Here is a 12,361-nt window from a genome sequence, read left to right on the forward strand (position 1 = left end):
GTGGATACCGGCTCCACCACTTGGAGGAGAGACAGCATGCAGCTCGGCGGGAAGACCATCGATCGGCTCGGGTTCGGGGCCATGCGGATCACCGGCCCGGGGATCTGGGGGCCGCCGCAGGACCGGGACGAGGCGATCCGGGTGCTGCGGGAGGCGGTCCGGCTCGGGGTCACCTTCATCGACACGGCTGATTCGTACGGCCCGCACGTCTCGGAGGAGCTGATCCGCGAGGCCCTGCACGACGGCCGCGGCTACGGTGACGTGGTCGTCGCCACCAAGGGCGGCTTCACCCGGCCCGGCCCGAACCAGTGGGTGGCCGTGGGCCGCCCCGATTATCTGCGGCAGTGCCTGGAGGGCTCGCTGCGGCGGCTCGGCGTCGACCGGATCGACCTGTGGCAGCTGCACCGGATCGACCCGGCCACGCCTCGCGCCGACCAGTTCGCGACGCTGCGGTCCTTCCTGGACGAGGGGCTGGTCACGCAGGTCGGCCTCTCCGAGGTGAGCGTCGAGGACGTGCAGGAGGCGCAGGCCGCCGGCGTCCCGATCGCCTCGGTGCAGAACCGCTACAACCTGGGCGACCGCCGGGCCGAGAAACTGCTGGACTTCTGCACCGAGCAGGACATCGCGTTCATCCCGTGGGCGCCGGTCGACGCGGGCGCCCTGGCCCGCCCGGGCGGTCCCCTCGACCGCGTGGCCGCGGCCCACCCCGGCGTGACCACCGGCCAGCTCGCCCTGGCCTGGCTGCTCCGCCGGTCCTCGGTCATGGTCCCGATCCCGGGCACGTCCTCGGTGGCCCACCTGGTGGAGAACCTGAAGGCCGCCGACGTCCACCTCACCGACGAGGAGTTCGCCGCCCTCACCGCCGCGGCCTGACCGCTGTCCACCGCCGGCGCTCATGAGCACCCCGCAGCTGGTGATGGCCCGGGAGGACGCGGCGTCGGTGGTCGCGCTCACCCGGGAGCTCGTCGCCGTTCCCAGTCGCGGGGGCATCGACGACTACGAACCTGTTGTCGGGCATCTCCGGGACTGGTTCGGCGTACGGAAAATGGCCTCGTCGGTCCTGACCGACGCGGATCGCAGACCGATCGCGGTCGTCTGTGACGTGCGCGGCGAGCGATCCGGGCCGCATTACGTGCTGAACGCCTGTCTGGACACGGCGCCTTTCGGCGACGAGGAGCGCTGGACGCATCCGCCGACCGCCGCCGTCGTCGAGGGCGATTTTCTGTACGGCCGGGGCAGCGCCGATGCCAAGTCCGGGATCGCGATCTTCTGTCACCTCGCCGCCCGGCTCGTCGCGGCCCGGCACCTGATGCACGGCACGCTGACCCTGCTTTTCGACCTGGATGAGCACACGGGAGGGTTCGCCGGAGCGAAGGCGTATTTCGAGGGCCCGGCGGCCGGGACAATCGACGGCGTGATGATCGGTTATCCCGGACTGGAGCATCTGGTCGTCGGCGGCCGTGGTGTGCACCGGGTGCGGCTGCACGTCGCCGGGGTCGCCTCACATTCCGGCGGCCGGGCCGGCACCCCGAACGCGATCGTGAAGGCCGCCGATCTGATCCGGGACCTGGCCGCCGCCGACCTCGGTGCCAGCGGGGCGAAAGTGACCGTCACCGAGGTCGGCGGCGGCAGCGGCTTCTCGGTGACCCCGGACCGGTGCACGCTCGGTGTCGACATCCGCACCACGCCCGGTTTCGACGCCGCGGCCCTGCTCCGCACCACGGTCACCGCCGTGGACCGTCGCTGGCCCGGTACCGCGCCGACGACGGTCGAGCAGGTCACCGTCTGGCCGCCGTACGCCCTGGACGCCGACGCGCCGCTGCGGGCCGCGATCCTCGGGGCGGCGGCGGTACACGGTCTCGACGTGACGCCCAAGGTCGCCGGCCCGTCGAACATCGGCAACTATCTCGCCGGTCTCGGCATCCCGGCGACGGCCGGGTTCGGTGTCGCCCACGACGGGCTGCACGCCACCGACGAGCGGATCTTCATCCCGTCGATTCCGCTGGTCCAGGCCACCTACCACGCCGCCGTTCTGGCCCTGTTGTGAGTTCAGCCCTTTCTGAATACAGCATCTGCTGTACTCTCGACCGGGTGGAAACGGTCACCCATGCCGCCGTGCTGGCCCGATTCGGTCACGCGCTGTCCGACGCGACCCGGACCCGGCTGCTGCTCGCCCTGCGCGACGCGCCCGGTTACCCGGCCGAGCTGGCCGATCTGCTCGGCGTGACCCGGCAGAATCTGTCGAACCATCTGGCCTGCCTGCGCGGCTGCGGCCTGGTCGTCGCCGTGCCGGAGGGTCGCCGCACCCGCTACGAGCTGGCCGACGCCCGGATCCGGCACGCGCTCGACGACCTGCTCGGCCTGGCGCTGGCGGTCGATCCGGCCGCATGCCCGGACCCGACCGGCAAGGATTACCGCTGATGAGCGCGCCGTCGCGACGGTCCGCTCCGGCATCGCACGGGAAAGGAAGTCCGCTGATGGGCGTCCGGCAGAACGACAGCCACGGCTGCGGTGCCGCACCGGCCCACCGCACACCCGCCGCACACGAGGAGCACCACCGGCACGGGAACGGGCACCGCGGGCACGGGGGTGGCCATCACGGGCACGATCACGGAGTCAGCGCCGACGCCGACCGCCGCTGGCTCGTCGCCGCCCTCAGCCTGATCACCGTCTTCATGGCCGGCGAGGTGGCCGTCGGCCTGATCGCCGGCTCGCTGGCCCTGCTCTCCGACGCCGCGCACATGCTCACCGACGCCGCCGCGATCGTCCTGGCCCTGATCGCCATGCGTCTCGCGGCCCGCCCGCCCCGGGGCGGTTTCACCTACGGCCTCAAGCGCGCCGAGATCCTCTCCGCCCAGGCGAACGGCCTCACCCTGCTGCTGCTCGGCGGCTGGCTGGCGTACGAGGCGGTGCGCCGCCTGCTCGACCCGCCCGAGGTGGCCGGCGGCCCGGTCCTGATCACCGCCGGGATCGGCGTGGTCGTCAACATCGCCGCCGCCTGGTGCATGTCCCGGGCGAACCGCACCAGCCTCAACGTCGAGGGCGCCTTCCAGCACATCCTCAACGACCTGTTCGCCTTCGTCGCCACCCTGATCGCCGGCCTGATCATGGTGCTGACCGGCTTCACCCGGGCCGACGCCATCGCCTCGCTGATCGTCGTGGCCCTGATGGCGGTGGCCGGTGTCCGGCTCCTCCGCGACTCCGGCCGCATCCTGCTCGAAGCCGCCCCACCCGGCGTGGACGTGGACGCCATCGGCGCCGAACTGGCCGCCGTCCCGGCCGTCACCGAGATCCACGACCTCCACCTGTGGCAGATCACCTCCGGTCAGGCAGCCCTGTCCGCCCACGTCCTGGTCGCCGACCAGGCCGACTGCCACCACATCCGCCGAGCCCTGGAACACCTGCTGCAGAACGACCACAACATCCGCCACACGACCCTCCAGGTGGACCACGCCGCCGACGCCGCGCCCCACGCCGAACCCCACTGCGACGAAGCCCACGGGCCCACCCACCGCAGCACCCGCTGACCTCGGCCGAGGTCAGTAGGAGCGGGGCAGGCCCAGGGAGAACTGGGCGACGAAGTTGAGGGCCATCTCCCGGCTGACCGGGGCCAGGCGGGTCAGGCGGGACGTGGCCAGGGCCTGGACCAGGCCGTATTCGGTGGCCAGGCCGTTGCCGCCGTGGGTCTGGATGGCCTGGTCGACGGCGGCGCAGACCGCTTCGCCGGCCGCGTACTTCGCCATGTTGGCGGCTTCGCCGGCGGCCTTCAGCTCGCCGGCGGCGTGCAGGGCGGCGGCCTTCTGGGTCAGCAGCCGGGCGGCCTCGATCTCCACGTGCAGCTTCGCGAGCGGGTGGCTGATCGCCTGGTGCGCGCCGATCGGGACGCCCCACACCTGGCGCTCCCCGGCGTAGCCGACCGCCTTGCGCAGCGCCCACCGCGCCATGCCGGTCGCCGAGGACGCGGCCATGATGCGTTCCGGGTTGAGCCCGGCGAACAGCTGATCCAGACCGGCCTCCTCGCTGCCGATCAGCGCGTCGGCCGGGAGCCGGACGTCGTCGAAGAAGAGGGTGAACTGGTCCTCCGGGGCGACCAGACCCATGTCGATCTTCTGATAAGTGAAGCCGGGAGCGCTGACCGGGACCATGAACAGCGAGGGGCGCTTGCCGACCCGCGCGACCACCAGCACGTAGGAGGCCTCGTCGACGCCGCTGATGTAGGTCTTGCCGCCGGTCAGCACCCACTCGTCGCCGTCGCGGCGGGCCTGGGTGGCGATCTGGTGCGTGTTCGAGCCGGCGTCCGGTTCGGTGATCCCGAAGACGTAGGTGGCCGAGCCGTCGGCGATGCCGGGAAGCCAGCGCTCCTTCTGGGCGTCGGTGCCGAACTGGGCGATCACCGTGCCGACGATGGCCGGCGAGACCACCATGAGCAGGAGCGGACAGCCCGCCGTGGCCAGCTCCTCCAGGACCGCGGCCAGGTCGCCGATCTCGCCGCCCCCACCGCCGTACTGTTCCGGGACGGACACCCCGAGATAGCCGTGCGCCGCGACCTCCCGCCACAGCTCGGTGGTCTTCCGACCCTCCTTGGCCGCCGCGTAGAAATAGGACTCCCCATACTTCTGCGCCAGGCGGGCAACGGCCTCCCGCAGCTCCCGGCGCTCCACGGACTCGACAAAGGCGGTCATCTCGACTCCTCGTGGGAGATCACGGCGAGGACGTCGCCGGCGGCGACCTGGCGGCCCACCGCCACGCTCAGCGAGGCGACCACCCCCTCAGCCGGCGCGGACAGGGTCTGCTGCATCTTCATGGCTTCGAGGACCACGATCGGATCGCCCGCGGCAACCCGCTGACCGGCCTCGACGTGCACGGCGACGACCAGGCCGGGCATCGACGCCAGCAGGGAGCCGGCCGCCAGGTTCGCCGCCGGGTCGGTGAAGACCGGCACCTCACGGAGGTCGAACGAGCCCTCGGGACCGTCCACATCGGCGCCGCCCTCGACCACGGTGACCCGATAGCTCTCGCGTACCCCGTGGTCGTCGAGGACCACCCGCTCACCCCGCACGGCGAGCACGGTCACCCCGGGCAGCCAGGACGACTCGATCCGTCCGCCACGGGACCGGTAGCCGACCGCGTATTCCGCCGTCCCGCAGCGATAGGTGCGGACCCGATCCTGGCTGGGCACGTTGCGCCAGGCCGCCGGGATGCGGGACTGGACGCTCCCGGACACCGCGGTCCGGACCGCCGTTCCCACCGCGGCCGCGAGCGCCGCCTTGCGGACCGCCTGGTCCCGGTCACCGCCGATCCAGTCGGCGAGGCGGCGGTCCAGCAGCGCGGTGTCGACCCGGCCCGCCACGAAGTCGTCGTCCCGCAGGATCGCCCGCAACAGGCCGAGGTTGGTGGTGAGCCCGTGGATCACTCCGCGCCGCAGCGCGTCGGCCAGCAGCCGGATCGCCGCTGCCCGGTCCGGCCCATGCGCGACGATCTTCGCGAGCATGGCGTCGTAGCGGATGCCGACCTCGCTTCCGGCTGCCACGCCGGCATCCACCCGTACGTCAGATGTCTCGAAGTGAAAAGCGCGCACCCGGCCGGTCTGCGGAGCGAAGTCCCGCGCCGGATCCTCCGCGTAGAGGCGCACCTCGATGGCGTGCCCGCGCGGAGCCGGCGGTGCGTCTCCCAGTTCGCGGCCCTCGGCGATCGCGATCTGCCAGGCGACCAGATCCAGACCGGTCACCGCCTCGGTGACCGGATGCTCCACCTGGAGCCGGGTGTTCATCTCGAGGAAGAAGATCCGCTCACCGTCGACCAGGAACTCGACCGTGCCGGCGCCCTGGTAGCGCACCGCCTCGGCCGCGTTCCGGGCATGCCGGTGCAGCGCCGCCCGCGTCTCGCCGGAGAGCCCGAAAGCCGGCGCCTCCTCGACGATCTTCTGGTGCCGGCGCTGGACCGAGCAGTCCCGATCGCCGACCACCCAGATCCGGCCGGACGCGTCGCCGAGCACCTGGACCTCGACGTGCCGGGCCAGCGGCAGGTAAGGCTCGGTGAACACGGTCCCGTCGCCGAACGCCGAGCGCGCCTCGGCCTCGGCGGCGGTCAGCGCGGACTCCAGCGCCTCGGGCTCGGTGACCACCCGCATGCCGCGCCCGCCGCCGCCCGCCGCCGCCTTGATCAGCAGCGGGAAGGAGTCACCGCCCTCCAGGATCGGGACGCCGGCTCCGGCGACCAGCTTCTTGGCGCGGATCTTGTCGCCCATCGCCTCGATCGCGTCCGGGTCGGGACCGATCCAGATCAGTCCCGCGGTTACGACGTCGCGGGCGAAGGCGGCGTTCTCGGAGAGGAAGCCGTAGCCGGGGTGGATGGCGTCGGCCCCGGCCCGGTGCGCCGCCGCGATGATCTGCGCGCCGTCGAGGAAGGAGTCGACCTCGACCGCGACGTCCGCCGCCGCCACGTGCAGGTCCGAAATTTCGGCATAAACAGCCACGGTCTGGATGCCGCTCAGTCGACATGTCCGGAAAATTCGGAGGGCGATCTCACCGCGGTTCGCGACGAGCAGCTTACGGATCATCACAGCCGGAACACCCCGTAACCCCGGGCGCCCTGAACAGGCGCATTGTGGATGGCAGACAGGCAGATCCCCAGGACCGTCCGGGTGTCGCGCGGGTCGATCACCCCGTCGTCATAGAGCATCCCGGACGTGAAATAGGCCAGCGACTCCCGCTCGATCTGCGCCTCGATCGCCGCCCGGGTGCGCGCGTCCGCCTCCTCGTCGAAGGGCCGCCCGCTCGCCGCGGCCGCCTGCCGGGACACGATGGACACCACCCCGGCGAGCTGCGCCGGCCCCATCACCGCCGATTTCGCCCCGACCCAGCTGAACATGAACCGCGGGTCGTAGGCCCGCCCGCTCATCCCGTAGTTTCCCGCTCCGTACGACGCGCCCATCACGATCGACAGGTGCGGCACCGTCGAGTTCGACACCGCGTTGATCATCTGGGCGCCGTGTTTGATGATCCCGCCCTGCTCGTAGTCCTTGCCGACCATGTAGCCGGTCGTGTTGTGCAGGAACAGCAGCGGCGTGTCGCTCTGGTTGGCCAGTTGGATGAACTGCCCGGCTTTCTGCGCCTCCTCGCTGAACAGCACGCCCTGCGCGTTCGCGAGGATCCCGATCGGGTACCCGTGCAGCCGCGCCCACCCGGTCACCAGGCTCGTTCCGTACAGCGGCTTGAACTCGTCGAACTCGCTCCCGTCGACGATCCTCGCGATGACCGCCCGCGGGTCGAACGGGATCTTGAGATCGGTGGGCACGATCCCGAGCAGTTCCTCCGGGTCGTCGACCGGCTCCGCGTAGTCGCCGGCGGCCGCCGGCCCGAGCTTGCGCCAGTTCAGCCGCCGCACGATCTGCCGCCCGATCCGGATCGCGTCGCGCTCGTCCACCGCGAGGTAATCGGCCAGCCCGGAGATCCGCGCGTGCATCTCCGCCCCGCCGAGCGACTCGTCGTCCGATTCCTCACCGGTCGCCATCTTCACCAATGGCGGCCCGCCGAGGAACACCTTCGCTCCCCCGGCCACCATCACCACGTAATCGCTCATCCCGGGCACGTAGGCGCCACCGGCCGTCGAATTCCCGAACACCAAGGCGATCGTCGGCCGTCGATCCGCGCTCGCCTCGGTCAGCCCGCGGAAATGCTGCCCGCCCGGAATGAAGATGTCCTTCTGCGTCGGCAGATCCGCGCCACCCGACTCGACCAGGTTGATCGTCGGCAGCCGGTTCTCCGCGGCGATCTGCGCGGCCCGGAAGCTCTTCTTCAGCGTGACCGGATTGCTCGACCCGCCGCGCACGGTCGGGTCATTCGCGATGATCATGCATTCGACGCCCTCGACCACGCCGAGCCCGGTCACCACCGATCCGCCGACCGCGAAATCGGTGCCCCACCCGGCGAGCGGACTCAACTCCAGAAAGGCCGAATCCGGATCGATCAGCAGCTCGATCCGCTCGCGCGCGGTCAGTTTGCCGCGCCGGTGGTGCCGGTCGACGGCCTTCGGCCCGCCTCCGGCGAGGGCTTGGGCATGCTGCCGGTCCAGGTCCGCGACCCGCTCCAGCATCGCTTCCCGATTCTTTTCGTACGCCGGGGGCAGGCTCACAGCAACTCCGTCGGTATCTCGGCGTTCCGGGCGCGCAGCCACTCCCCGACGGCCTTGGCCTGGGGGTCGGAACGGGTGGACGCGGCTACCCCGTCACCGAGCAGCCTCTCGATGACGATGTTCAGTGCGGCCAGATGCGGCAGCCGGTACACGGTCACGTCCAGCTCGGCCGCCTCCGGCAGCAGTACCCGGACCCGGTCGGCGTCGAGCCACCCGGCCAGCCACTCGTAGGCGTCCCGCCGGCGCGGATGCTCCGCCGGCACCCACACTCCCACGTTGGCGGTCCCGCCCTTGTCCCCCGACCGCGCATGAACCAGCCGCCCGAGAGGTGCCGTGGTCGTCCGCCCCGCCCCGTCCCGACTGGGCCGGGTAGCCCCGTCCAGCTGCCCAACAGCCCTCGACTCGCGGCTGGCCTCCACGGCCCTATCAGGCTCCCCGACAGGGCCACCAGAACCAGCCACCCACTCGCGGCTGGTCTCCACGGCCCTATCAGGGTGCGCGATAGGGCCACCAGAACCAGCCCGAGCCCCAGCCACCCACTCGCGGCTGGACTCCACGGCCCTATCAGGCTCCCCGATAGGGCCACCAGAACCAGCCGCCCACTCGCGGCTGGACTCCACGGCCCTATCAGGGTCCGCGATAGGGCCACCAGAACCAGCCCGAGCCCCAGCCACCCACTCGCGGCTGGACTCCACGGCCCTATCGGGGTCCGCGATAGGGCCACGAGAACCAGCTGGGGTCGAGACTTCCGGCGGGGCGATTCGTGAGCGGGTGCCGTCGGGGAGGACGGCGGTGTGCGGGACTTCGGACTGTGGGAGGTAGGCGGCTTCGAAGACGCCGAACGGGGTGGCGGCCGCGGGCGGCGCGGTCACGTGGAAACCCGGGTAGGACGCCAGGGCCAGCTCCACCGCGGCGCCGCTGAAGTCGCGGCCGACGACGTCCGGGTCCGGGTCCTTCACGTGGCAGCGCAGGATCGCGGAGGCCTCGGCCTGGGTGGCCGGATCGGGCCGGTCGGTGCGGGTCAGCTCCCAGATGATCTCGGCGGGCCGGGTGGTCAGGGCCGCTTCGAGCTGCCGCCGGGTCCAGGCGGCCTTCTGCTCGATGTCGAGTCCGGTCAGGACGAACGAGACCGCGTTCCGGTGGCCGCCCAGCCGGTTGATCCCGACCTTGGTGGTGCCGGGTGGGGCCCCACCACGTACGCCAAAGACTTTGACCTGGTCTTTTGCCTCCTGGACGAGCTGGACCGTGTCGAGGTGGGTGGTGACGTCGGGGTTGAGATAGCGGGGACTGTCGATCTCGTAGACGAGCTGGGCGGTGACCGTGTCGACGGTGACCGCGCCGCCGTGCGCCGGGTGCTTGGTGATCAGAACCGTCCCGTCGGCGCTGATCTCGGCGATCGGGAAGCCGAGCGGGCGGCTGAGGTCGAGCCGGGTGAAGCCGCTGAAGTTGCCGCCGGTGGCCTGGGTGCCGCACTCCAGGACGTGCCCCGCGACGATGCCGGCGGCGAGTTTGTCGAGGTCGTCACGGGTCCAGCCGAACTCGGCGATGGCCGGTCCGAGGGTGAGCGACGCGTCGGTGACCCGGCCCGTGACGACGATGTCGGCGCCCGCGGTCAGGGCCTCGGCGATGCCGAACGCGCCCAGGTAGGCGTTCGCGGTGATCGCTTTCGGCCAGGTGAGCTGGTCACCCTCGACGTAGGCGACCCGGAGATCAGGGTCGAGCGCTCGGATCGCCTGGGCCAGGCCGGCCGGGTTCAGTCCACCGGCGTTGCTGACGATCTTGACGCTTGCCGATCTGATGAGTGTCAGGCAGTCGGCGAGCTGGCGGAGGAACGTCTTGGCGTACCCGAGCTCCGGGTTCTTCTGCCGATCGCGGCCGAGGATGAGCATGGTCAGCTCGGCCAGATAGTCGCCGGTCAGGTAGTCGAGCGGGCCGCCGTCGAGCATCTCGCGCATGGCGGAGAGCCGGTCGCCGTAGAAACCGGAGCAGTTGCCGACGCGGATCGTTCGCACGCCGCTCTCCTCGCTCGACGCTTGGTGATGGGGGCCACGTTAGGCAATCTGACAAAATTGTCAAGGACGCTCGCGGAGCCCGATCGCCGCGGCCCACAGCTTCGACATGTGGTTGACCACGGCGTCCTCGTCGAGCGGCTCCCGGAACGAATAGATGACGTGCGCCATCTGCTCGACCATGGCGCCCAGCACGATCGCGGTCAGCCGCGGGTCGAGTTCCGGATCGGCCAGGCCGGCGTCCTGAAGCTTGCGCAGGCCCTCGGCGCCGCGGTGTACATAGAGCTCCCGCACCTCCAGCAGCAGTTGCCGCAGCGTGTCGTCGGTGTCGGCGCCCTGCTCGACCAGGCGCAACACCCGGGAGGCGTTGCGCCAGGCCCGCAGGTAACCCCGGTTCGACTCGACGATCCGGGTGTACGGGTCGTCGGCGGTCTCCGGCCCGACCAGGCTCTCGGTGAACATCTCCTCGGCGACCGCCCGGACGATCGTGCGCAGCAGATCGTCCTTGGACTCGAAGTAGGTGTAGAAGGTGCCGTAGGAGACACCGGCCGCCTGCGCGACCTGCTCCGGCGTGAACGCGGGCCAGCCTCGCGTCTCCAGCAGCTGCCGACCGGCCGCGAGCAGCGCGTCCCGCGTCCGGCGCCCGCGGGCGGTGACCGGCGCGGTCGGCGCGGGGTTCGTTCGTGATCGGCCCATGGTGACCATCATCGCTCCCGGCCGACGGATGGCATCCAGCATCATGCACATCGTCACCGGGACGTCCGGCGAGTAGCGGACGCAACTCCTCCGGGAAGATCGCCGGGCAGGACTTAATACTCGTCCGGGAAATCGAGGCGGTGCACGAAGTCTTGGATGGTCCGGACATACAGCGGCATGGCGGCCAGGTTGCACCGCGCATTCAGCGATTCCGGAGTGTCGTCCGGGCGGATCCGAACGGGCCAGTGGGCGAGAATCTGGCCGGTGTCATAGTCGGCGTCGACGAGATGAATGGTGGGTCCGCTGAAACGGACCCCGGCCGCCAGCACGTGCGCCTGACTGACGGGCTGCACCATTCCCTGGCCACCGAATCGGGGCAGTGGCGCCGAGTGGAGGTTGAGAATGCGGTCCGGGTAGGCGTCGAGCAGGGTGCTGCCGACCTTCCTCCCATATCCGAGCAGGATCACGAAGTCGACGTCGTGCTGCCGGAAGAATGCCAAGGCCTGCTCGTCGATCTCCCCGGTGCTGGTGCCGTCGAGATATCTCCACGGGATCCCTTGCGCCTCGGCCGATCCGAAGATCGGGGCGCCCGGCCTGTTGGCGCACACAGCCGTGAACTTGCAGTTGGTCAGCACGCCGTCCAGGATGGCGCGACAGATGTATTCGAAGGTTCGATGAACCCCATTGCCGAGCACCCCGATATTGTGCGTGCTCGATATCTCCGAAGCCCCGCCAAGAGTCGGCACACCAGCGGCCACGATTTGCCCGGCTCAGGGAGCCGCGGTCGGCCCGAAGGTCACCGGCACGCCCGGGGAGTAGAGGACACTGGCCGGTGAGCCCCCGAGGCCGGGCAGGCCGGCGGCGGCGAGCAGGGTGTCGTCCAGGTCGAGCAGTTCGGCACGGTGCAGGGGCCAGCGTGGGTGATCGTTGGCGAGGTGACGGGTGCGGCCCCAGGCCCGGGTGTGCAGACCCCACCGGGCGGTCAGGAAGTGGTCCAGCGGGGTCGGGTCGGCGATCGGCTCGCCGACGCGGATGCGGATGCGGGTGGTCGCAGTCCGGGGGCCGGGCCAGCGGCGGCGGGAGACGTAGGCGAGGGTGTCGCCCTCGCGGGTCAGCCGCATCCGGGCCCACATGTACGGCAGTCGCAGGCTCGCCCGCGCCACCAGCACCGGGACCAGTCGTTCCGCCTCCAGCGACCGGAAGACGACGGCCCGCCGCCCCTGGTCGTCGACGCTGTAGAGGCGCACGTTGGTCTCGCAGAACGTGCCGAGATAGGGAACGCCGGGTCCGCCGAGGAAACCGACCCGCTCCATCCGGAAGCCGATCAGCCCGGCATAGGTCACCCCGTCGAGGACGTCCGGGACCGTGCCGGCCGGCAGCAGCGGCGCCACCCGTGCCGGGTCCACCGGCCAGTGCAGGAAGGCCAGGTCGGTCCAGCGCTGCCCGAGCACGGCACGGGCCACCGGCCGCACCGTCTCCGTGGTGATCTCCTCGACGCTCACCCGTACAGGTTCACATGGTCC

At 70.9% G+C, this 12,361-nt stretch carries 11 protein-coding genes; 4 read left to right on the forward strand and 7 right to left on the reverse strand.

Going from position 1 to position 12,361, the window contains the following annotated elements; translation table 11 throughout:
• The first annotated feature begins 36 nt into the window (after positions 1 to 36).
• The 4 genes from Aiant_RS00525 to Aiant_RS00540 are packed head-to-tail and all read left to right on the forward strand — an operon-like array spanning position 37 to position 3,527.
• The gene (locus Aiant_RS00525; protein ID WP_189334143.1) at positions 37 to 873 is read left to right on the forward strand and encodes an aldo/keto reductase; all 837 of its coding nucleotides are present in this window, start codon (positions 37 to 39) and stop codon (positions 871 to 873) included.
• A gap of 22 nt (positions 874 to 895) precedes the next feature.
• Positions 896 to 2,047 (forward strand): M20 family metallopeptidase, encoded by a 1,152-nt coding sequence (locus Aiant_RS00530; protein WP_212846878.1) that lies wholly within the window; start codon positions 896 to 898, stop codon positions 2,045 to 2,047.
• 44 nt (positions 2,048 to 2,091) lie between these two features.
• Positions 2,092 to 2,421: an ArsR/SmtB family transcription factor gene (locus Aiant_RS00535; RefSeq protein ID WP_189334142.1), complete on the forward strand. Its 330-nt coding sequence runs from the start codon at positions 2,092 to 2,094 to the stop codon at positions 2,419 to 2,421.
• Positions 2,422 to 2,477: 56 nt separating this feature from the next.
• Positions 2,478 to 3,527 (forward strand): cation diffusion facilitator family transporter, encoded by a 1,050-nt coding sequence (locus tag Aiant_RS00540; RefSeq protein ID WP_189334141.1) that lies wholly within the window; start codon positions 2,478 to 2,480, stop codon positions 3,525 to 3,527.
• Between the two features lie 12 nt (positions 3,528 to 3,539).
• Here Aiant_RS00540 and Aiant_RS00545 read toward each other — a convergent pair whose 3' ends face one another.
• From Aiant_RS00545 to Aiant_RS00575, 7 genes are all read right to left on the reverse strand, one after another.
• Complete coding sequence (locus Aiant_RS00545; protein WP_189334140.1) at positions 3,540 to 4,682, reverse strand: acyl-CoA dehydrogenase family protein; 1,143 nt, start codon at positions 4,680 to 4,682, stop codon at positions 3,540 to 3,542.
• Complete coding sequence (locus Aiant_RS00550; protein WP_189334275.1) at positions 4,679 to 6,559, reverse strand: acetyl/propionyl/methylcrotonyl-CoA carboxylase subunit alpha; 1,881 nt, start codon at positions 6,557 to 6,559, stop codon at positions 4,679 to 4,681. Before Aiant_RS00550 ends, Aiant_RS00545 begins: the two co-directional genes overlap by 4 nt.
• Complete coding sequence (locus Aiant_RS00555) at positions 6,559 to 8,094, reverse strand: acyl-CoA carboxylase subunit beta (protein WP_229830913.1); 1,536 nt, start codon at positions 8,092 to 8,094, stop codon at positions 6,559 to 6,561. The genes Aiant_RS00550 and Aiant_RS00555 overlap by 1 nt, the downstream gene beginning before the upstream one ends.
• A 35-nt stretch (positions 8,095 to 8,129) precedes the next feature.
• Positions 8,130 to 10,088, reverse strand: coding sequence for an acyclic terpene utilization AtuA family protein (locus Aiant_RS00560; protein ID WP_229830911.1), 1,959 nt, complete (start codon positions 10,086 to 10,088; stop codon positions 8,130 to 8,132).
• A 117-nt stretch (positions 10,089 to 10,205) separates the two neighbouring features.
• Entirely contained in the window at positions 10,206 to 10,838 is a 633-nt protein-coding gene (locus Aiant_RS00565) for a TetR/AcrR family transcriptional regulator (protein ID WP_189334137.1), read from the reverse strand.
• A 113-nt stretch (positions 10,839 to 10,951) separates the two neighbouring features.
• A complete protein-coding gene (locus tag Aiant_RS00570; protein ID WP_189334136.1) occupies positions 10,952 to 11,533 on the reverse strand; it encodes a formyltransferase family protein in 582 nt (193 codons plus the stop codon).
• Positions 11,534 to 11,608: 75 nt separating this feature from the next.
• Positions 11,609 to 12,340: a YqjF family protein gene (locus tag Aiant_RS00575; RefSeq protein WP_189334135.1), complete on the reverse strand. Its 732-nt coding sequence runs from the start codon at positions 12,338 to 12,340 to the stop codon at positions 11,609 to 11,611.
• Positions 12,341 to 12,361 lie beyond the last annotated feature (21 nt).

The sequence above is a fragment of the Actinoplanes ianthinogenes genome (assembly GCF_018324205.1).
Taxonomy (GTDB): Bacteria; Actinomycetota; Actinomycetes; order Mycobacteriales; family Micromonosporaceae; genus Actinoplanes; species Actinoplanes ianthinogenes.

Excerpts from the sequence above, each read along its gene's own strand:
- Aiant_RS00555 (WP_229830913.1), bottom strand. The coding sequence starts at position 8,094 with ATGCTGGAGCGGGTCGCGGACCTGGACCGGCAGCATGCCCAAGCCCTC.
- Aiant_RS00560 (WP_229830911.1), bottom strand. The coding sequence starts at position 10,088 with ATGCGCGAGATGCTCGACGGCGGCCCGCTCGACTACCTGACCGGCGAC.
- Aiant_RS00550 (WP_189334275.1), bottom strand. The coding sequence starts at position 6,559 with ATGATCCGTAAGCTGCTCGTCGCGAACCGCGGTGAGATCGCCCTCCGA.
- Aiant_RS00525 (WP_189334143.1), top strand. The coding sequence starts at position 37 with ATGCAGCTCGGCGGGAAGACCATCGATCGGCTCGGGTTCGGGGCCATG.
- Aiant_RS00530 (WP_212846878.1), top strand. The coding sequence starts at position 896 with ATGAGCACCCCGCAGCTGGTGATGGCCCGGGAGGACGCGGCGTCGGTG.
- Aiant_RS00565 (WP_189334137.1), bottom strand. The coding sequence starts at position 10,838 with ATGGGCCGATCACGAACGAACCCCGCGCCGACCGCGCCGGTCACCGCC.
- Aiant_RS00540 (WP_189334141.1), top strand. The coding sequence starts at position 2,478 with ATGGGCGTCCGGCAGAACGACAGCCACGGCTGCGGTGCCGCACCGGCC.
- Aiant_RS00545 (WP_189334140.1), bottom strand. The coding sequence starts at position 4,682 with ATGACCGCCTTTGTCGAGTCCGTGGAGCGCCGGGAGCTGCGGGAGGCC.